The organism is Mesorhizobium sp. WSM4887 (assembly GCF_029625865.1).
Lineage (GTDB): Bacteria > Pseudomonadota > Alphaproteobacteria > Rhizobiales > Rhizobiaceae > Mesorhizobium.
Window position 1 is genome coordinate 1 of sequence record NZ_JARTVP010000024.1, and the last position, 18,742, is coordinate 18,742.

The window sequence follows — 18,742 nt, forward strand, 5'->3', positions numbered from 1 at the left end:
CAACGCCTTCGCCATGGGCGGTACGAACGCAGTTCTGGCATTCAGGCAGGTGTAGAAGCCATGCAAGACGCCTCATTCGAGGTCACCTGTCGTATCTAGCTGCTTGAGGGGCGGGGCATTGTGATACAGGGAGGGCTGTGGGGTCCCTCCTTCTCGGCCTCGACGATGTGGGAGGAGCCTGTGCGGCGAAACGGGCTAGACGCCCCCAGGCCCAGAACTTGGGCGAAACCAACTCCCACCAAAGCACAGCCGCTTTAGTAGCCGAACAATGAAGCCTCGCTCGACGAGCCGCCGCCTCTACTGTCAGCGGCATCACGCGGTTGAAGCGAACAGCGCAGCGGCTACTGTTTCCCGCACAACTCGGACGGCAATTGGGACAAGTCCGCACATGTCGTCACGTAAGCTGAACGCCGCAGGTACAGCCAAATTGGGGGCGGGGCGTTTCTGCCGTTTTGATAGAATTCTATCAAACTGACAATTTTCCTTGCACGAATGCAAGGAGAGCTCGATTGACTCCCCTCCTTTCTTGTCAAGGATGGGTTTGCAGGCTGCGGTGCGGCAGAAGCCGGACAGAACGGCGACCGGTCGAGTAAAGGCCTGCGCAAACAAGCGCGCATATTGCGGGCGCCCGCACGGAGGAGAAGACGCTCGTCCTGGTGAAAGACAACGATGCTCAGGCGCCATTGCCATTTGCCGAGGGGGTCCGCGCGCCGGAAATTTCGAAGCAACAAAGGTGAGATCGAGAATGATGATGGCGAAATACAACACAGCTCACCGTCCAGTGCAGTTCTACCGGCGGGTGGCGGAGTGGGATGGGCTGCCAAATGGAACGTAAAAAGATCAGCAAGGAGATGCTTGGCGATAGTCAGGCGCTGCGCAAGCTGCGTGAGCACCTTGTCAAGGTGGCCAAGGCGAAGACTACGGTCCTGTTGCGAGGTGAATCCGGAACCGGCAAGGAGCTGGTTGCCAAAGCCATTCACGAGCTCTCGCCTCGCGCCAAGCAGCCCTTCATCAAGGTCAATTGCGCGGCGCTCACCGAGACGCTTCTGGAATCTGACTTGTTCGGTCATGAGAAGGGTGCCTTCACCGACGCGAGCAGTTTGCGCAAGGGGCGCTTTGAGGCTGCCGACAAAGGCACATTGTTTCTGGACGAGATTGGCGAAATATCAGGTTCGTTCCAGGCTAAGCTGCTGCGTGTCCTGCAGGAGCAGGAGTTTGAGCGCGTCGGCAGCAACCACACCATTAAAGTTGATGTTCGCGTGATTGCCGCAACGAACAGGGACTTGGAAACGGCAGTTCAACGCAAGGAGTTCCGGCAAGACCTCTATTATCGCATCAACGTCGTCACTTTACGCGTGCCGGCATTGCGCGAAAGGCGAGGTGATATTCCGCTCTTGGCCGCTCAGTTTCTCAAGAATTTCAATACTGAGAATGATCACACGCTGACCTTCGCTCCCGAAGCGATTGAGGTGCTAATGAACTGCGAATTTCCAGGTAACATCCGAGAGCTCGAAAACTGCGTTCAACGGACGGCAGTTCTGGCGACGGGTCCATCAATCCTCAGAACTGACTTTGCCTGTTACGCGGATCAGTGCTTGGCCGCGGCGCTGTGGAAGAACGGACAGCCGACGTCAGAGAAGTCGACTACGATCGAGCCTTCCGCCGCCTGTGCCGCCCCGCCCGTCGGCGACGGGCAAGCGCCGATAGGCCCTGCCACGACTCGTGGTAGGGTGCCCGATGCCGATACGGTCATTGCTGCCATGGAAAAGTGTGGCTGGGTGCAGGCAAAGGCGGCGCGCCTGCTCGGTTTGACCCCGCGCCAGATCGGCTACGTGCTGAGAAAACGCGGTATCGAGATCAAGCGTCTCTGAAACAACCCGCCGAGCAAGAGCTGGAGCAGGTCAAGCATTGGTGCTCTGGCGCCGAGCCCATCGGCCAGGCTTACGAAGTGGGTGTGAACAGCGCTGCCAAGATTCCGGCCGTGTGCTTTCTACCACCAGTCGTACTGGGGCTCTGCGACTGACAAACTAAAAAGGAGTAATCCTCTGGCGGGACCTGGTCGATACATTAGCTGATGGCTTACCGCTCGATATCACGCAATCTGAGATGGGCATGAAAGTGAGTTCGACCGCTGGACAGTTGCCGACTTCGTCAGGTATTGGCCCCTGCGACCGGTTGATCTCCGATATCCAAATTCTTGGAAGTTGGTCGAGACGAAACTGTCGCCCCGGCTCGTGACCGACCGCGCGCCCGGCAAGATCGAGTTACAAAGTTGCCGAGGCAGTTTGATGTGCGTTCCTGCATCACTGTACGGGACACGACCTGACGGGAGACTATGATGCGTAGCCAAAAAGAAAAGATGCTCGCAGGCGAGTTTTACAATGCGGCGGATCCGGAGATCCAAGCTGACCTGTTGGCAACCGGGGCTTGGCTCAAGCGGTACAATGATACGCTGGGGCAGACCACGGGGCATTGGCATGAGCTTTTGTCCGAGCGGCTGGGAGAGGTTGGGCGCGGAACGGTCATCCGTCCGCCCTTTTTTTGCGACTACGGATTCAATATCCGCATTGGAGCCAATGCCTACATCAACTTCAACTGCGTTATTCTTGACGTGGTAGAGGTCAAAATCGGGCAAGGAACGGCAATTGGGCCTGCTGTGCAGATTTATACCGCCGATCATCCACATGATGCCGAGCAGCGGCAGGCCGGCCTGCAGGTCGGGCGTCCTGTTCACATTGGCAGCCGTGTCTGGATCGGCGGTGGAGCAATCATTCTGCCTGGCGTCACGATTGGTGATAATGCAGTGGTAGGCGCTGGCTGCGTGGTCACACGAGATGTTCCCGCCGGGGCAAAGGTAGTGGGAATTCCTGCTCGCGTGGCCGACCCACATAAACAGGCATAATCAACCTCGTTGACCCTGGAGGTGCATGCGAACTGTCGAAACTGTGCCGAATTTTTGTCGAAGCCATTGAGCGCTGCATATGTTGTCGCGACTCGGGCGCTTCAGTTCTTTTGCCACGGGGGTCACAAGATCATGTGCGTAATGCCGCCGCAACGTGCTCACGTCCCGCAGCAGCGGACCCTTTCACATGGCCCAACGAATTCAGAGCCTACGTTGTGCTGCCACTAGCATTACTGCTCACGAATGTATTCCCAACTGAGTTTTCGCCCTTGGAGGCAAGCAGCGACTCACCAGCAATCGCCGGCCATTAATCCTGGCTAGCATCGACCCCGACGAGGCGAGCCGCGGCGTTGCGGATCGGCATGTCGATGACCGTGATTGCGCCTTCGGCAAGGAAACGACGTTCGTTTCTGGTCAGCGTAGCCGAATCGATCACCGCAAAATGTGGGCCAGTGGAGCGCTTCATCAGCTGTCTGGCATATGTGCGCAGCATCTGATCGTTGAAGCGGCAGCCCACGAAGAAAAAACCCCGGTTGACGCGCCGTTGCTTCACCGCGTCCGGGATCGGCGTCTGGATATCAATTTCGGTTAGGACTTCGACGTAATCGGAATCAGCCACGAGGAAGTTTGCCGCCGGCCTGACGCTGCCGTGCGGCGCATAGAGCACCGTCCTAGCCACTTGTTCGGCCTCGAGTTCTGTTCCTGACAAATCGTAAGTTCTCGTCCAGATGTTACCGATTCCGGTCGCGCGCGTCGTTCCTTGTATCTCGACAACGTCTGTTTGGCCGGCCTCTGCAAGGGCTGCTCGCATGGCGCCATCGTACCAGCTGTCGATGATGACAGACAGTTGAAGGGTTGCGAGCCAGGCGTGAAGAACGGTCGGCTCGGCGGGGGCTGCGAATATCTCCGCCATCCACGCTTGGAGAGTCCGACGATGTCGGCGCTGCTCGATAAACTGCGCGACCGACCACATATTGGTGCGAATCCTGGAAGGGGCAGGCGCCCGCTTGTTGAGGGCCGCGGCGACATCTTCAGGGGTGCAAGGTACAGGGGATTCCGGTGGGTTAAGCTGCAGAAGACCAGGACCGAGATAGGGGATCACTCGATCGGCCTTGAGAGCGCCGTTCAGCAGGTCAATCAGTTTTTTGGCAAAACTGCCCCGGACGACGACGAGATGGTCCCAGCTCAGCATCGTGTTCATACGCGTTTCCTCTCCGCCACTGAACCCACCGGCATCAGGCCCCGTCGGAAATCTTCATCGCCTCGACGGTGATCGGCAAACGCGTGTCGCGCGGAAGGTCGGGCAGCATGAGCCGCCAACCGTTCCTGAGCGTCACGGTCCCGCCCCATAAGTCAGCGTTCTCAATCTCGGTGATCGGCTCTTCGAGATCCTTCTTGGGGACATAAGCCGACAAGCCAGTAGCGGTCCTGCGAATCATTACTTTCATCCGGCTGTTCCCCCGTTGGAAATGCCTTCAGCTCCGCAGGGAACCTCGACTTTGTCGAGGCTAATGAGTTCGCGCGCTCGCATGCCGACGACCGTGCCACGATCGATCCATTCGACCGCATAGATGAAGAATTGCTGGAGAAAGGTTCCAATGTCGCGCACGTAGCCTTCGTCGCCCTTCCGCACGAGGTTTTCGCCGATCTCCTTGCCGGGATAGGTGCCGTCGTTTTTTATGTGGCGTATCGCACGGACCCGCTCACCCTGCATGAACCGTGGCGGTCTGCCGATTTCGACCTCCTGTTCGCGTCTGGACCACATGCTGTCCATTCCTTTCTCGAGGCTTTTGTTGTGGTCGCGGGTTGCAGGCGTCGTCGTGCGGCGAACCCGACCGTTTCGGTAGGAATCAAGCGGGAACGCAGGTTTTCGGTACCGGACAGACCGACACGCATTGCTGCGTATCGAAGGCCTCCTTGCATTCGGTGCACTTGTTTGGATCGATCACATAGGCGTCGCCCTTGAACTTGATCGCTTCCGAAGGACATTCGAACTCGCAGGCCCCGCATTGGGTACATTGGGATGCGATGATCTTTAAAGCCATTCTAACTCCTGGTTATCGGACGAGACGGCTCAGGCCGTCGCCGCTAGTGGTCTGATCCCAAACTCTGCCGCGTAAAGTGCGCTGACTGCGGTCTCGATGTAGTCATGGCCATAGGCGTCGGTTACGCGCAGTCCAACTCGCGAGAGTTGTTCCTTCGGGCGATTTCCGATCTTGGCGCATAGCACTATGTGTATGCCTTCGAGCGCTGCGATGACGCCCTCGAGGATGGCGTCTTCGCCCCCGCCTCCGAGGCAATACCGCTCGACCTTCCGATGCCCGACCAAGCTGATCCCTCTAGGCGAGACTTCATAAACCTGGAATTCCTTCGCGTGGCCGAAGTGTTCGTTGACCCGTCCACCTCCCTTAGTGGCCACCGCAACCAGAAGCGACTTTTCGGAGTCTGTTGCCTTGACCATACCGATGGCCTCGCTCCTCGCCGCCTCATGATCACGGCGCTCGTGTGCGACCACCTGCCGATAGGCCTGACGCTTGCCAGCATCGTAGGCGACATCGTCGGGAATACCGTCCAGCGTGAATTCCTGGCCACGATCTTCACCGAGCAGGCCGACAGCATCTGCCCGGCACTGCCGGCAGTGGCGCATCAACTTGGCGCCACCTTCAAGTCGATCCTGAAGAGCCATCATCTCCGTTGCCGTTGGGCCGCGCTGCCCGATGAGTCCGTAGTGGGTACCGTGCGCCGGGTCCGAAATCAGAGGCATCACGTTGTGCAGAAACGCGCCCCGCTCCCTGACCATTTTGTTCACCTCAAACAGGTGCTGGTCGTTCACTCCAGGAATCATCACCGAGTTGATTTTGGTGAGGATGCCGCGCGCGCTCAGCATCTCCAGGCCCAGCATCTGCCGCGCGTGCAAGATTCGAGCGGCTTCGATGCCGAAGTAGCGGCGATTTTCATAAAAGATCCATGGATAGATCTTCGCGCCGACTTCCGGGTCGACCATGTTGATGGTGATCGTCACGTGATCAACATTCATTTCGGCAAGCTCGGCGACATGGTCCGGCAGCACGAGCCCATTAGTGGAGACGCACAGCTTTATGTCGGGGATTTCCCTGATGACGCGGTCGAACGTTGCCTTCGTTTTCTCCCAATCGTAACAGGCATCCCCCGGCCCAGCGATGCCAAGAACCGAAAGCTGCGGAACTTTGTTGGCAACGGCGATGACCTTGCGTAGCGCTTGGTCGGGCGTCAACTTCTCAGACACAACACCAGGCCGGCTCTCGTTGGCGCAATCGTATTTGCGATTGCAATAGTTGCACTGGACATTGCAAGCCGGCGCGACCGCCACATGCATACGCGCGAAATAATGATGCGCTTCCTCCGAAAAGCAGGGGTGATCCTTGATCCTTTCCCAAATAGCCGGATCCTCTTCGCCCGGGCTGGTCGGCGACGAGCCGTAGGAAGACGATGCGCAGCCACCGGATTTCGCGGCTGCCAGAAGACCCTCGGATGTCGTGCTAGTCGGCCCCTCAATCGAAACTGTCGGTGAGGACATCAAACGGCTCCGTTGCTGGTAACGTCGCGGTTCAAGGTGCAAGAGCCATACCAACTGAAAAAAGCGGCTTCAGTTCACTATTCGGGTCGATATCGCATTGTGTCAGGCCGGCGCGACACAATTTTGTCCTGCTTGCGACAGTGCAAGTCCAAATCCGTTCAGAAGCACGAAGCACTCCTTGTCGCGCACAGGGCGCGCAAGACCACTGGCCTGACGATTGGCTCATCAGGCTCTTAGAAGTTCCTTCACCTCGATACTATGCCGGCGTATCGCCTAGCCGACTTGTCGCAGCTTGAGGCCGAGAATTCGAGCCGCATTAGCCTGAACCCAGCCGGCCTTCTCCATTGTGTCGATCAGCCGTCACGCTTCGTCCGCCGCGGTCCCAGCCCCCGTCCGGCCGTATCGTTAGAATCGCAAGTGGCCATCTCGTGTTCAGGCGGGCGCCGATGCGCCGAACCGGCATCGTGCTGGCCCGTGAGAGCTCGTCGATGACATTGCCACGTTCCGAAAGATTGGTTCCTTCCAGAGGAGAACGCCAAGCACGCAGTTCTCCGGCTCGCGGACGTTGCCGGGGAAATAGCATTGCGAGATCAGCTCAACTGCCGACGGCGCAAAGCCATGGTTCTCCATATTTCAAGGGTAAGCGCTGTGTCCTTCCAGGAGGACCCGCGATCTGTGGGCCTGCCGATTCTGAGGTGGATCGGAGATCGGCTTGTGTCTGAACTTGAACTTACGATTGACCCTGAGCGGCAGCCTCGGCGTTTTCGAGGGTGATCAACGGCGCTGTTGGTCGGCGGCATTGGTCGATGGACGACAAGGCACGGAGTCATCTCCGAGACCCTGGAGCCGACGCGGTGATCTCGGAGGTTGCCCGGCGCTACGGGCTGCGGCCGCGGCGGAACGCTCGCAAGCTTGCGACGTCGGCAGGACAGGCCACTCCCGCCTAGTGGTTTCGGTGGCGCCACCGGAACGACCCGTTGGGCCTACATCCTTGCACCAGAGCTCAAGGCCACGGCCTGAGAATCGGCCGCCGCTCCCCCTACTTGGTTCCTCAGCCGACAGCGCTAAGAAGGAGAGCAACTTCCGTCGGCGCGAGGATCATTGCGTCGTGGCCAGTGGCGAGTTCCTGCCACGCCCAGCCATCCTGCTTCGCGACCCATTCTCGCGCTCCCGCCATCGGCGGGTGGAGTGGATTAGTGCAGACGACATAGGTTCGGGGTCTGCCGTTGCCGAGCGGGTGCTCGAGCTTAAGTCCGCTTTCGTAGGTGCCTGCCGGATGCGGTGTTATCCGGCGCCGCACCCAGTCCGTGAGCGAGTGTCCCTCGGGAGTGCCGAATGCTGTTGGCGGCGGAGTCGGCATGAAGATACCCCGTCCTTCCTCCGCAACCAATTTTCGACGGGCGGCGACGATGTCGGGGGGCATGGTGCTGAATACACTTTGACCGCTCTCGACGATGGCGCCGTCGAGATAAACGAGATGGCTGATATGGTCGGGTATCCGGTCGGCGGCGCCGGTGATGCTGATGCCGCCTAGACTGTGACCGACAAGGATCACATCGCTCAGCTCTTCCGTTACAATGTGGTTGACGATGTCGGTCACGAATGTGTCGGGCGTGATGTCCTTGCACAGCAAACGTGCGCGTTCGCCGACACCTGTCTGGGTAGGCGTGGTCACGTGGCATCCCATCTTGCGAAGATTGGCGGCGACGTCCCGCCAACACCATCCGCCATGCCAGGCACCATGCACTAGCACATACGTCTTTATCATGGATTGTGCCGTTCCATTTGCTCACCGGCCGTTGTGGCTGCCATCCGGCACGATGGCCGGACATTGTCCAAAGGGGCTCGACCACGTTACCGGTGGTAAGTCCGGCACAGGCGCCCCGTGGCCTGAGGATACCCCTACCAAGTCGAGGAAACTTGAATTGCGAAACCCAATATTCACTAGCTCTTTGCAAGTGGATGGAGAGGCTCATGGTGTGCCGCAGTTGCTCGCTGCCGGCATGCTCTTGGCACCGGCTGATCATCCGAACTTGAACAGGACACCAAAGCCGCCGCGCGGATAGTTCCACTCGATGTCGCCGCCTTTCTCGCACAATATCCGGCAGGTGCCGCATTCCATGCAGCCGTCGGCGGTGATCTCGACTTGACCCTTGTCATTCAACTCATAGCATTTCGCCGGACAGACGTAGGTCAACGCAAGCAAGTTCGCGCTTGGCTTGTCGTGCGGTCGCACTATGATATGGGGGCGGCCGGAATCGACCAGATAGCGGTTCTGGTAAAGTTTGTCCTCGACACGAACCTTCGTCACTGCGATCGTCATCTTGTACCCTCTTCAGCGCCATGCCAATGCCAGGCGGACCGCGTCGCTGACCAACCCCCAGCGCGAGCGCGCGTTGATGAAGGCGGCCGTGGTGTTCTTTTCCTTCTCGATCTTCGGCGTGCCGTCGACACGCATGAAGGTCTGAGCGGCATGCGACATCAACCGCGGATAGCTGTCAAAAAAGTTGCTGGAATTGGTGTGGAGTAAGGCTGGCATGTCCTTGTATTTCTTAAGATCCTTGATCACAAAGGAGTCATCCAGCATCGTCTTGTAGAGCGCAAGGTTCGCTTTGGTCATAGGACCGTTGCGGCTTTTGACTTTGATGATCGCCTCAGCCGCGACACGACCCGAGGTCATGGCAAGGTTCGAACCCTCACGGTGAATGGCATTGTTCAGTTGCGCTGCGTCGCCGACGATGACCCAACCGTCGCCGAATAGCTGCGGAATGGCCCTGTAACCACCTTCGGGGATAAGATGGGCGGCATATTCTTTCACCTCCGAGCCAGCGATCAGCGGCCGGATCGAAGGATGGTTTTTCATCGCATCCAGGAGGGCGGACGGGCTCTCCATCGTCGCGGCGAAATCCGAGACCAGGCAGCCGATGCCGAGTGAAATCGACTCCTTATTGGTGTAAAGGAAGCCGAGCCCGGCCATGCTGCGAGAGATCGTGCCCACGGCCTCGATTACGCAGCCTTCATCGCCCTTCACCCCGAACCGCTGGCCAATGACCTCTTCGGGCAAGAAATGCATTTCCTTGACGGCAATCGCCACGGTCTCCGGCTTCGGCATCTCGCGCAGGCCTGCGCGAGTGCCAAGCAATCCCGACACCCCTTCTGCGAGAACGACCACATTCGCGAAGACCACTCCGCCAGCCCGGTCTGTGCGGACGCCGATCACCTTGCCATTGCCATCACGGACGAGTTCCGTCGCGGTCGTCTCACACAGGACCGTCGCGCCAGCCTCGCGCACCTTGCGGGAAAACCATTTGTCGAACTGGGCGCGGATGATCGTGTAGCGGTTGGGTTTCGCCTCATTGAAGTCGTCCGACCGGTAATGAATTCCGGTGTGAGACGTGTCGTCCATCACCCAAAGTCGCTGTTCGACCAGGTGCCGCTCGAGGGGCGCATCATCCCGGAAGTCCGGGATGATCTTCTCCAGCATGTTCGCGTACATTATGGCACCCTGGACGTTCTTAGAGCCCGGATATTCCCCGCGCTCCAACTGCAGGACCTTCAGCCCCTGGCTTGCCAAAGTGTAAGCAGCTGCGTTTCCAGACATGCCGGCTCCGACCACAATGGCATCGAATTGTTCAATCATGTCCTCTCCCTCAACTCGCAAGCTTGTCTCGACTGTGCGGCGACAGCCGCCGGGTGAAGGCTTCCGTCAGTGCGGGCAGGAAGCGGATTGCATCCGTGACGATCCCGAGGTGGGCGAACTCGAAAATCGGCGCGTTCGGATCGGTGTTGATCGCGACGATGAGATCGGCCCCCTCGACCCCAACTCGGTGCTGGATGGCGCCGGAAATTCCGGCCGCGATGTAAAGCTTCGGTCGAATGGTCTTGCCAGTTTGTCCAATCTGTCGATCAGCCGGCATCCAGCCCTTCTGGACCAAGGGGCGCGAACAGCCATGCTCGGCGCCGATCGCTCGGGCAAGATTCTTCACAAGCTGAAGGTTCTCCGCCGCTCCGAGACCGAGGCCTCCCGCAACCACGACATCCGCATAGGCAAGATTTGCCATTGCCGACTGGTTATCCGGTAGGAAGCCGAGGACTTTGGTGACGATATCGTCCTCAACGAGCGACAGCTTGTGCCGCATGACACGCCCGACCGGCTTATCCACCCGTTGCGGCATAGGCATGACCCTTGGTCGCACCGTCGCCATTTGCGGCCGGTAATTTAGTGTATAGATCGTACACAACAATGAGCCACCAAAAGTCGGACGGGTCGCGGCGAGTGAACCGTCGGAATCTACATCAAGTTCGGTGCAGTCGGCCGTGAGCCCCGTCTGCAGGGTCGTCGCTACCGAGCCTGCAAGATCCCTGCCCAGTGTGGTCGCGCCGAGAAGGAGGATTTCGGGTTTATGGGTATTGACCAGATCCGTGAGCGCCTTGGCGAACGGCTCGTTCCGGTAGTCGGCGAGCGGCGGCGCATCGACGATGTAGACAAGATCCGCCCCGTAAGCGAAGGCCTCGGCAACAGCGTCCTCGACCATCTCGCCCGGCGGTCCCAGCACGACGCCCGCGAGCTGGACTTCAAGCTTGTCGGCTAATTTGCGGCCTTCGCCCAGCAGTTCGAATGATACAGGATGCACATTGCCGCGTTCGAGCTCGAGGAAGACCCACACGTGCCGGTAGTCTTTGAAACGGTCGGGAAGTTCTTTCTTTACACCGGCACGGCCGGGGGCAATGCGAGGGGTAGTTTGGCTTGCGGTCGACATTTTCTGCTCCTGGCCGTCACGTGCCGCTGTTGAAGGCCAGCTCATGTTCCAGCGCCGGCCGGCGGGTTAAGATATCGGCGATGAGTTCATCGGCTATGTCCTGCAAGCCCCTTTCCGCGGTGTCGATCTGCGCCGCCCTTTCTGCCCGTGCGGTGGGGGCGAAAACACGCTTGACGACTGTAGGCGAGCCACGCAGACCGCACCGGGTGAGATCGTCAATGCCGGCGTCGGCTGCAGTCCACTTCACGACTTGGCTGCGCGCCGCGCACAGAGCCTGCTGGAGCGAGCCCCGGCGGATTTCGTTGGTGTCTTCCAGCATGGTAATGAGGCAAGGGAGTCTGCTCTTCAGCAACTGGGTGCCGCCTTCGGCGCGACGAGCGACTTCGATCTCTCGCGTATCGAGATCGATGGAGGCAATCTTCGCGACATAGGTAAGTTGCGATAAATCTAGGCGCTTGGCTATGCCCGGTCCGACCTGGGCGGTATCGCCGTCAATCGTCTGCTTGCCGGTGAAGACGATGTCCGGCCTGCCGAAAGTCTCCCCAATTTTTGCGATTGCTTGCGAAAGAGCAAAGGAAGTCGCCAGCGTATCGGATCCGGCAAAATAGCGGTCCGTCAAGAGAACTGCTCGGTCAGCACCGTAACCGAGCGCCTTTCGCAGCGAGTCCTCCGCCATGGGCGGACCCATTGTGAGCACAGTAACCTCGCCACCATGAACGTCGCGCAGTTTGAGCGCTTCTTCGAGGGCGAACAGGTCGTAAGGATTGATGATGGTCGGAACACCCTGACGCATGATCGTGTTCGTCACCGGGTGCACGCGGATCTGTGCCGAATCCGGCACCTGCTTGATGCAGACTACGATATGCATTGGCGGTTTCTCTAAGCTCCCAGTCCGGATTCGTGCTTGGCGGTTCACCTCATTGCCTGCATCGTTCATGCCAAGTCGTCTTCCTGCCTCTATTCCAGAAGGTGGCTTCGTTTGCTTCCGAGGAGGCGTCATGAGGACTGGATTTGTCGACTTCTCGACATTGTCGCGTCGCAGCCGTGTCGGGCTCATTACTTTCCGAACCGCTTCAGTGCAGAGTCGAGCGGGACGAAGGCGCGGCCAGGTGCGGGACATATGTTTGGATCGTGGTCCCTTAGCACCTTGAACACACGTTGCGTGAGCGGCGAGGAAGTCGCGAAATCTTCGTAGGCGCGTTCCAGCTTGGCGCGCACCCGCGCGGCGATTACCTGGTTAGGCAGACCGGAGAAATCTTCTTCGGCAAGGTATTGGCCCACGCGCTTCATGATATGGAGCCGCGAGACATTCATCACTTTCGGGTCGTAGGAGACGTCAAGGCAGGCGAAGAAGTCCTCCGCGGCCGACAGGCCCTTCAGTCGCGCTAGGATATCGGTGCGATCGATCGGGCGGCTATCAGCGGAGCAGTTCATTGTATTCTCCCGGCGCGAAATTGTGGTGTCGATGCATTGGTGACATTGCTGACGGCGTGCCGACCTCTGGCACGGCGGCTGGGCAAGAGACTTGGCGATCTCAAGCTTTTCTGAAGTGGTGAAGGCGACCCCGAGTTTAACTGCTCTCCTTGCGCAGGGTCGTCACGTTGAGGAAGACCTCACGGCTCGTCGGCTATTGTGCCGCTCGGACCCGGGCCGGAATGAAGCTGTTCTGCACCTCGCCCGCACAGTCCAGCACTGGGAACGGCCCGTAGCTTCTCGGTGATCGCAGGCAGGACCTCAAGCACGCGGTCTACGTCATCTTCGCCGTTGTCACGCGACAAGGAGAAGCGGACTGCCCCACATGCCGCGTTCATAGCGATCAGAACATGGCTCGGTTCCAGTGAGCCAGAGGCACAGGCGGACCCGGCGGAACAGGCGATTCCCAGCCGGCTCAGGACAATTGGAATTGCATCGCCTTCGATACCTTCGAATCCAATGTTTGCAGTGTTTGGCAATCGCTCTTGCGGATCGCCGTTGATGGATGTGTTTGGGATGCGCTGGATGATCCCGTTCTCAAGGCGGTCGCGCAACCATTTTATTCGTTTTGTCTCGTCCATGAATTTCAAGGCGAGTTCGGCCGCCATGCCCAGTCCGACTATGCCGGGTGTGTTTTCAGTGCCTGCACGCCGGTCGCGCTCTTGGTGCCCACCCTTGATCATGGAGGAGAAGCGCACGCCACGTCTTACATAAAGCGCGCCTATCCCCTTTGGACCATGCAGCTTGTGGGCGGAGAGCGACAGCATGTCGATCGCGGTCGATTTCAGCTCAATCGGAAGCCTTCCGACCGCCTGCACTGCATCAGTGTGGAAAAGCGCGCCGACTTCCCTGGCTAGATCGGCAAGCTTAACCACGGGAAAGATCGTACCGGTCTCATTGTTCGCCCACATTATCGAGACGATTGCCACTTGTGGGGTGAGGGCGGTTCTGTAGGCGTCCAGGTCGAGCCGGCCGTAGTGATCGACTGGGATAATGTGCACCTTGACGCCGCGCGTCTTCTCAAGGTGCGCGCACAACTTCAGAACGGCCGGATGTTCAACCGCGGAAGTCACTATTTCCGTTCGGTCGGGCATCACCTCCAGCGCCGAAAGGATGGCTGTACTGTCGCTTTCAGTCCCGCCCGAGGTGAAGATGATCTCGTCCTCGAATCCCGCGCCGATGAGGGCTTGCAACTGTTGCCTCGCCTTTCTCACGGCTTCAGCAACCGATGCGCCATAGGCGTGCATGGACGAATGATTGCCAAATTGCTCCGTAAAGAAAGGCAACATCGCTCCAACGACTGCAGGATCAACCCGCGTCGTTGCGTTGTTGTCGAGATAGACAGGGTTCATGGGAGTGATCCTTCAACTGCTGAAATGATTCAAGGGTAGTCGGGCCATTGAACCTCTGGCGCATATCGTATCTGGTAAGGTGGGCGGCCGGGGGAGCGATGGCTTGGCTGACCGGTCGCTGTCGACATTGCCCTTTGGTGGCGGCATCCGCCGGGAATTCAGCTGTTTCGGGCAATTTTGTTTGCTTGCCCACGGCAACGATCGATGATCGCGATTTGGTGCATCACCGAACGCAATTGTTCCGGGCCGACAGTGCGTGTCGGCCGGTTCCAGAGCGCCGGCGGTTACCGGTTCGACGCAGTATTCCTTGGCGTCGCTATAGTCGAACATAGCCTGTTCCCTCGCAATCATTTGCAGGACTTGCCGCAGCCGCACGTCTCACGCGCATTGGGGTTATCGAAAACAAAGCCGGATGTTTCGAGCCCAGTGACGAAGTCCACGGTCATGCCGGCGGCATGGGGTTGGGAGCCTCTATCCATGAACACCTTGAGCCCATCTCGCTCGATGATCGCATCGCCCTCACGTGAGACGCTCTCCAGGCCCATTGAGTATTGGAAGCCGGCGCAGCCGCCGGCATGGACCATGATGCGAAATCCTTCCGCCGGCTCGCTGGCGCGGTAAAGAGCGGCCTTGATGGCGGCAACAGCGTTGTCGGTGAGCGTAATCATGGCTCGATTTCTCCTCGGTCCGGCGTTTTCGTGGATCATCTCGCATGGACCGTGCCAAAGGGAAGACGTGTCAAAAACCGTAGGACATCCCGACGTCTCTTATGCTCGATTGCTGGGGAGACGTCCGACAACCGACACTTACTGTCGGGTTTGTCGCGTCCGCGTCACAGGAAGGGCGCCTGAGTTCGCGATGCACTCACGCGTAAAGCAATGAACAGAGCCAAAGATGTTCAGAGCTTGCCGCGGAGCAACTGGCACGATTTTTGTGAAGCCTTCGTTGCGGCGGCAAAATTGCCGGCCGATTCACCTTTGGGTTGCCCTCGCAATCGAAGAACGAAGGAAAGCAATATGATCCATCAGACCCGCCTTGGTGGGAAAGCAGCACCGCCGGTGGTACCCGAATGCTCGATCGGCCGATTGGCGCCGACCACCCAACAATCGCTCGCTACCGGCGATTGGCCGCTGACCGCCCGGAGACAGGATTCGACTGGCATGTGCCTGACGATCGATCGCGTCCGCCGTGCACATCCCTGAGGCCCGTTTTTCGATCGATCGTCAAAAGAAGAACGGGGCAGGGGTAAAAACATGGATCAGCGCAAGAAGCGGTCGCCCAACGAAATCCGGCGTGCGTGGGAAGTCTGTCCGAACATTCCCGCGCGTGATTTCGCCGCCCAATTGGCCATTTCGGAAGCGGAACTGGTCGCGGCCCATTGCGGTTTCGGCGCGGCACGCATCGACCCGCGCGTCAATCACCTTCTGACGGGCCTCGAATTCGTGGGCGAAGTGACGGCGCTGACCCGCAATCAAGGTGCCGTGCACGAAAAGATTGGCGTCTTCAACAGAGTGATAACCGGCAACAATCACGCCATGGTCCTTGGTGACGAATTCGACCTTCGCGTCTTCCCGCAGGCTTGGAGGTATGGTTTCGCTGTTGAAAGGCGCCATCGCGGCGGAATCCAGCGCAGTTTGCAATTCTTCGACGCCGCCGGCGCAGCAGTGCATAAGGTGCATCTCAGGCCGGTCTCCAACCTTCATGCCTATCGAAAGCTGGTGGCCGAGCTCGTATCCGCCAACCAGGAGCCGACCATGTCGCTTAAGGCGAGAGTAGCCGACCTGGGCGCGAGGACTGCGGACTGGGCCGGCACGGTGGACGACCTACGCGAGTACTGGAGCCGGCTGACTGACGTCAACCTTCTAAAGACGCTCAAGCTCAGCCGCTGCCAGGCTTTGCGCATGGTCGGCCAGGATTACGCTTGGCTGCTCGACAATGCCGCAGTTGGCGCCGTGCTCCAGCGTGCGGCCGAAGACGAATTGCCGATCATGTGCTTCGTCGGCAACCGAGGTTCTATCCAGACCCATTCCGGCTTAATCAAGTCGGTCAAGCAGATCGGGCCGTGCATCCATGTGCTGGACGAAACGTTCCGGCTGCATCTCAGGACCCACCAAATCCGTGAGGTTTGGGCCGTGCGCAAGCCGACCAATGACAGTCACGTCACCTCGCTCGAAGCATATGGGTCCGACGGCAAGATCATCATCCAGTTGTTCGGTGCGCGCAAGGAAGGCGAACGCGAGCGCGACGACTGGCGGGTTCTGGCGGAAAACCTGCCTCGTTTCCCCGACAGCTACATGAGAAAAGACCGATCGTCGTCGGTGGGACGCCGGCGCCCATCTGCCTCCGCAGCCAGTAGCCGGGCATTGAAGCCGAGACCGGGGACACGATGACGCAATAAGCGCGCTGTATTATCGCAACGCGATGAGCAGGAAGCAATTTGGCGCTGCCCCATCGACCGCATGGTTACGACGAAGCCGCGGCCTTTGGGCCGAGCTCAGAGGTGACAATAGCGTGAACGCCGCCGACCGTCACTCCCCACCAGGCGGTCAGGTTTTGCGGTTCGGGCCGAGCAAAAATACTGTCAAGACAGCGAGGAACGTGGCAACCGCGCTGTAGACAAAGACACTGGCAATACCCGTGTGATCCACCAATAGGCCACCGCAAGTTGTGCCGGCTGCGATGGCCACTTGGAAGGTTATGACCATCAGTACACCAGCGCTCTCGGCCTGTTTCGGAGCGGCGCGTAGCACCATCCATGTCTGCAATCCGACCGGGACCGCGCCAAAAGCAAAGCCCCATACGGCAACTGCAATTGCCGAGGTCAAGGCCGATGCTCTCATGGTCAGGAGCGAGACAGCGGCTACGGCAATGAGCAGGGGCGGCAGGGCCGCGACCGCCTTGAGACTGTGTTTGGTGAGGAATGCGCCGGCTAAATTGCCGAAGACGCCGGCCGTGCCAAAAGCAAGGAACACGAGCGGGATTGACTTCTTGTCGAGCGCAGGAACGCTCTCGAGAAAGGCGCGGATGTAGGCGAAGCTGGCAAAATGGCCGGAAGCGACCAATAGCACGACTAGCACCGCAACCTTCATCGCCGGATTCTTCGCGACATCCAGCGGACTGCGGAATCTGCGCACTTCGATCGGAGGCAGTGGCGGAATGGTTACGAGTTGCACGAGCAGCGCAACGGCACTCACGATTGCGGCGACCTTGAACGAGGCTCGCCATCCCCAAATGTCACCGACATAAGCGCCGATTGGAGCCGCGCAGACGGAGGCGACAGAAACGCCGGTGAGGATGACCGACATGGCGCGCGGCATGAGGTGACTTGGAACCAGCCGCATCGCCAACGCTGCCGAAATTGACCAAAAACCACCAAGCGATATGCCAAGGACGACGCGTGCCGCCAGCAAAACCGGCAGCGACCCCGCAACCTCCGCCAGAACGTTCGACAGGATCAGCAGGAGCGTCATCGCCCAGATGACGACCCTGCGGTCCAGACGCTTTGTCACGATGGCGATTATCGGTGCCGAGATCGCCGCGACGATTGCGGCCGCTGTTAGCGCCTGTCCAGCCGTGCCCGTGGTGATACGGAGATCATGCGCGAGCGGTGTCAGAACGCTGGCGGGCAGAAACTCTGCCGTCACAAGCCCGAAGGTGCCGAAGGAAAGCGAAATGATGGCACCCCATGCAGGGCCAGAACGTTGATAGGGACTTTCTGGGTCAAGCCGATCTCGGTCGAACAAAGCCGCGTCCACTAAATCTGTCGCCGATTCGGTCATGAATGAGTTCTCCGGCTAGGAGCTGTTGCAGCAGGGGTGGCTACATCGCCGGGGATCAAAGCCGCGAGACCTTCCGGCGGCGGCCAGTCGGCATCAGTCGAGGCCTCGGAGCCCGACGCATCCGAGGCCTCATCGGAGGGCCGACGGACCCAACCGTCGACAATGCGGGAGAGTTCTCGGCGCGGTCGCATCGATCGCATTCGTCGAAGTGCGGTCTGTTCACTGCGAACCAAGCAAGCCGAACGCGGTGTCCTCGATCGAGGCCTTGATGGGGGGATGATCGACGATCTCTATATTGCTTTGAAGCAGGAAGTTCCGTCGCCATATGTGGTTATCCTGGCAGCCAGAATTGAGCGGTTGTCGCAAGCACCAAGGCGGTCGCAATGAGTGCAACGAGGCGGAAGTCTGATCGATGGCTGCGGTTCGATGGCCGCGCGATCGACAAAATTGAGGTGATGAGTTATCCCTTTTGAAGCCGTTGCTCCCAATTCTGGGATAAGGTAATTGCAGGCGGTCCCAGCAACGTCGGGCGGCCTTTTTGGTGATCGAATTCATGGGACGACACTCTCGGTCCGTGACGCATCTGCGAATGACTCCGCAAGTTCCGTGCCATCAACGACAAATCTGGCTCTGCTGAGCGGGTGGTGGAGGCACGAGCGTGGGCTATCCCAAGAGCTTGCCGCAAGGTTGTTCGAAGTTGAGGTGCCGGATAGACCGCAAATATGTCGGGCGGCCTGGGGTTGGCCAACACGAAGATGCGCAAGTTCAAAAGGACGAGCTGAACCCTTGCCGATATCCATCCGAGGCTGATCTGGAGAAGGTCAAGAACTGCGTCTTGAAGGCTTCCGCCGCACCGGCAAATGCTAAGCCAAGGTGCTGGGCAAGATGGACAGGGCCATCCAACCCGTCGACTGGACGCT

The 18,742-nt window shown here is 59.1% G+C and carries 17 protein-coding genes and 3 pseudogenes; 4 read left to right on the top strand and 16 right to left on the bottom strand.

What is annotated here, in order from left to right; all coding sequences use genetic code 11:
- Positions 1-312: 312 nt before the first annotated feature.
- The gene (locus P9230_RS31710; protein WP_127262932.1) at positions 313-765 is read right to left on the bottom strand and encodes a hypothetical protein; all 453 of its coding nucleotides are present in this window, start codon (positions 763-765) and stop codon (positions 313-315) included.
- Positions 766-827: 62 nt separating this feature from the next.
- Here P9230_RS31710 and nifA point away from each other — a divergent pair.
- Together nifA and P9230_RS31720 are read left to right on the top strand one after the other, a co-directional pair.
- A pseudogene (gene nifA, locus P9230_RS31715) lies at positions 828-1,871 on the top strand (nif-specific transcriptional activator NifA); the annotation flags it as partial.
- A 464-nt stretch (positions 1,872-2,335) separates the two neighbouring features.
- Positions 2,336-2,902: a sugar O-acetyltransferase gene (locus P9230_RS31720; protein WP_024505228.1), complete on the top strand. Its 567-nt coding sequence runs from the start codon at positions 2,336-2,338 to the stop codon at positions 2,900-2,902.
- 307 nt (positions 2,903-3,209) lie between these two features.
- Here P9230_RS31720 and P9230_RS31725 read toward each other — a convergent pair whose 3' ends face one another.
- The 14 genes and pseudogenes from P9230_RS31725 to P9230_RS31790 form a co-directional block, all read right to left on the bottom strand.
- Positions 3,210-4,103, bottom strand: coding sequence for an SIR2 family protein (locus tag P9230_RS31725; protein ID WP_024505229.1), 894 nt, complete (start codon positions 4,101-4,103; stop codon positions 3,210-3,212).
- Positions 4,104-4,137: 34 nt separating this feature from the next.
- Complete coding sequence (gene nifT, locus P9230_RS31730; RefSeq protein WP_024505230.1) at positions 4,138-4,350, bottom strand: putative nitrogen fixation protein NifT; 213 nt, start codon at positions 4,348-4,350, stop codon at positions 4,138-4,140.
- Entirely contained in the window at positions 4,347-4,667 is a 321-nt protein-coding gene (locus P9230_RS31735; protein WP_024505231.1) for a nitrogen fixation protein NifZ, read from the bottom strand. The genes nifT and P9230_RS31735 overlap by 4 nt, the downstream gene beginning before the upstream one ends.
- Positions 4,668-4,752: 85 nt before the next feature.
- A complete protein-coding gene (locus P9230_RS31740) occupies positions 4,753-4,947 on the bottom strand; it encodes a 4Fe-4S binding protein (RefSeq protein WP_024505232.1) in 195 nt (64 codons plus the stop codon).
- Positions 4,948-4,976: 29 nt separating this feature from the next.
- Positions 4,977-6,458 carry a nitrogenase cofactor biosynthesis protein NifB gene (nifB, locus tag P9230_RS31745; protein ID WP_063169393.1) on the bottom strand — a complete coding sequence of 494 codons (1,482 nt, stop codon included), beginning with the start codon at positions 6,456-6,458 and terminating at the stop codon, positions 4,977-4,979.
- Positions 6,459-6,731: 273 nt separating this feature from the next.
- Positions 6,732-6,818: pseudogene (locus tag P9230_RS31750) on the bottom strand (helix-turn-helix domain-containing protein); the annotation flags it as partial.
- A 691-nt stretch (positions 6,819-7,509) separates the two neighbouring features.
- Positions 7,510-8,226, bottom strand: a complete 717-nt coding sequence (locus P9230_RS31755; RefSeq protein ID WP_063169392.1) for an alpha/beta fold hydrolase — start codon at positions 8,224-8,226, stop codon at positions 7,510-7,512.
- 255 nt (positions 8,227-8,481) lie between these two features.
- A complete protein-coding gene (locus P9230_RS31760) occupies positions 8,482-8,781 on the bottom strand; it encodes a ferredoxin family protein (RefSeq protein ID WP_024505235.1) in 300 nt (99 codons plus the stop codon).
- 12 nt (positions 8,782-8,793) lie between these two features.
- Positions 8,794-10,098 (bottom strand): FAD-binding protein, encoded by a 1,305-nt coding sequence (locus P9230_RS31765; RefSeq protein ID WP_063169391.1) that lies wholly within the window; start codon positions 10,096-10,098, stop codon positions 8,794-8,796.
- 10 nt (positions 10,099-10,108) lie between these two features.
- On the bottom strand, positions 10,109-11,218 hold the full coding sequence (locus P9230_RS31770) for an electron transfer flavoprotein subunit alpha/FixB family protein (protein ID WP_024505237.1): 1,110 nt from the start codon (positions 11,216-11,218) through the stop codon (positions 10,109-10,111).
- A 16-nt stretch (positions 11,219-11,234) separates the two neighbouring features.
- On the bottom strand, positions 11,235-12,086 hold the full coding sequence (locus P9230_RS31775) for an electron transfer flavoprotein subunit beta/FixA family protein (protein WP_063169390.1): 852 nt from the start codon (positions 12,084-12,086) through the stop codon (positions 11,235-11,237).
- A 188-nt stretch (positions 12,087-12,274) separates the two neighbouring features.
- Entirely contained in the window at positions 12,275-12,652 is a 378-nt protein-coding gene (gene nifW, locus P9230_RS31780; RefSeq protein WP_063169389.1) for a nitrogenase stabilizing/protective protein NifW, read from the bottom strand.
- Between the two features lie 179 nt (positions 12,653-12,831).
- The gene (nifS, locus tag P9230_RS31785; protein WP_063169388.1) at positions 12,832-14,043 is read right to left on the bottom strand and encodes a cysteine desulfurase NifS; all 1,212 of its coding nucleotides are present in this window, start codon (positions 14,041-14,043) and stop codon (positions 12,832-12,834) included.
- Positions 14,044-14,390: 347 nt separating this feature from the next.
- Entirely contained in the window at positions 14,391-14,711 is a 321-nt protein-coding gene (locus P9230_RS31790) for an iron-sulfur cluster assembly accessory protein (RefSeq protein ID WP_029356570.1), read from the bottom strand.
- A 210-nt stretch (positions 14,712-14,921) separates the two neighbouring features.
- Between P9230_RS31790 and P9230_RS31795 the strand changes: the two genes are divergently transcribed.
- Together P9230_RS31795 and P9230_RS31800 are read left to right on the top strand one after the other, a co-directional pair.
- On the top strand, positions 14,922-15,245 hold the full coding sequence (locus tag P9230_RS31795; RefSeq protein WP_126066777.1) for a hypothetical protein: 324 nt from the start codon (positions 14,922-14,924) through the stop codon (positions 15,243-15,245).
- A 51-nt stretch (positions 15,246-15,296) separates the two neighbouring features.
- Positions 15,297-16,328, top strand: a pseudogene (locus P9230_RS31800) (ChuX/HutX family heme-like substrate-binding protein); the annotation flags it as partial.
- 261 nt (positions 16,329-16,589) lie between these two features.
- On the opposite strand, the gene P9230_RS31805 reads toward P9230_RS31800, so the two are convergent.
- A complete protein-coding gene (locus tag P9230_RS31805) occupies positions 16,590-17,822 on the bottom strand; it encodes an MFS transporter (protein WP_063169386.1) in 1,233 nt (410 codons plus the stop codon).
- Between the last annotated feature and the right edge of the window lie 920 nt (positions 17,823-18,742).

Coding starts and splice junctions, on each gene's coding strand:
- P9230_RS31765 (WP_063169391.1), bottom strand. CDS start 10,098: ATGATTGAACAATTCGATGCCATTGTGGTCGGAGCCGGCATGTCTGGA.
- P9230_RS31760 (WP_024505235.1), bottom strand. CDS start 8,781: ATGACGATCGCAGTGACGAAGGTTCGTGTCGAGGACAAACTTTACCAG.
- nifS (WP_063169388.1), bottom strand. CDS start 14,043: ATGAACCCTGTCTATCTCGACAACAACGCAACGACGCGGGTTGATCCT.
- P9230_RS31725 (WP_024505229.1), bottom strand. CDS start 4,103: ATGAACACGATGCTGAGCTGGGACCATCTCGTCGTCGTCCGGGGCAGT.
- P9230_RS31720 (WP_024505228.1), top strand. CDS start 2,336: ATGATGCGTAGCCAAAAAGAAAAGATGCTCGCAGGCGAGTTTTACAAT.
- nifW (WP_063169389.1), bottom strand. CDS start 12,652: ATGAACTGCTCCGCTGATAGCCGCCCGATCGATCGCACCGATATCCTA.
- P9230_RS31775 (WP_063169390.1), bottom strand. CDS start 12,086: ATGCATATCGTAGTCTGCATCAAGCAGGTGCCGGATTCGGCACAGATC.
- nifB (WP_063169393.1), bottom strand. CDS start 6,458: ATGTCCTCACCGACAGTTTCGATTGAGGGGCCGACTAGCACGACATCC.
- P9230_RS31740 (WP_024505232.1), bottom strand. CDS start 4,947: ATGGCTTTAAAGATCATCGCATCCCAATGTACCCAATGCGGGGCCTGC.
- P9230_RS31805 (WP_063169386.1), bottom strand. CDS start 17,822: ATGACCGAATCGGCGACAGATTTAGTGGACGCGGCTTTGTTCGACCGA.
- P9230_RS31770 (WP_024505237.1), bottom strand. CDS start 11,218: ATGTCGACCGCAAGCCAAACTACCCCTCGCATTGCCCCCGGCCGTGCC.
- P9230_RS31755 (WP_063169392.1), bottom strand. CDS start 8,226: ATGATAAAGACGTATGTGCTAGTGCATGGTGCCTGGCATGGCGGATGG.
- P9230_RS31790 (WP_029356570.1), bottom strand. CDS start 14,711: ATGATTACGCTCACCGACAACGCTGTTGCCGCCATCAAGGCCGCTCTT.
- P9230_RS31735 (WP_024505231.1), bottom strand. CDS start 4,667: ATGTGGTCCAGACGCGAACAGGAGGTCGAAATCGGCAGACCGCCACGG.
- nifT (WP_024505230.1), bottom strand. CDS start 4,350: ATGAAAGTAATGATTCGCAGGACCGCTACTGGCTTGTCGGCTTATGTC.
- P9230_RS31795 (WP_126066777.1), top strand. CDS start 14,922: ATGAACAGAGCCAAAGATGTTCAGAGCTTGCCGCGGAGCAACTGGCAC.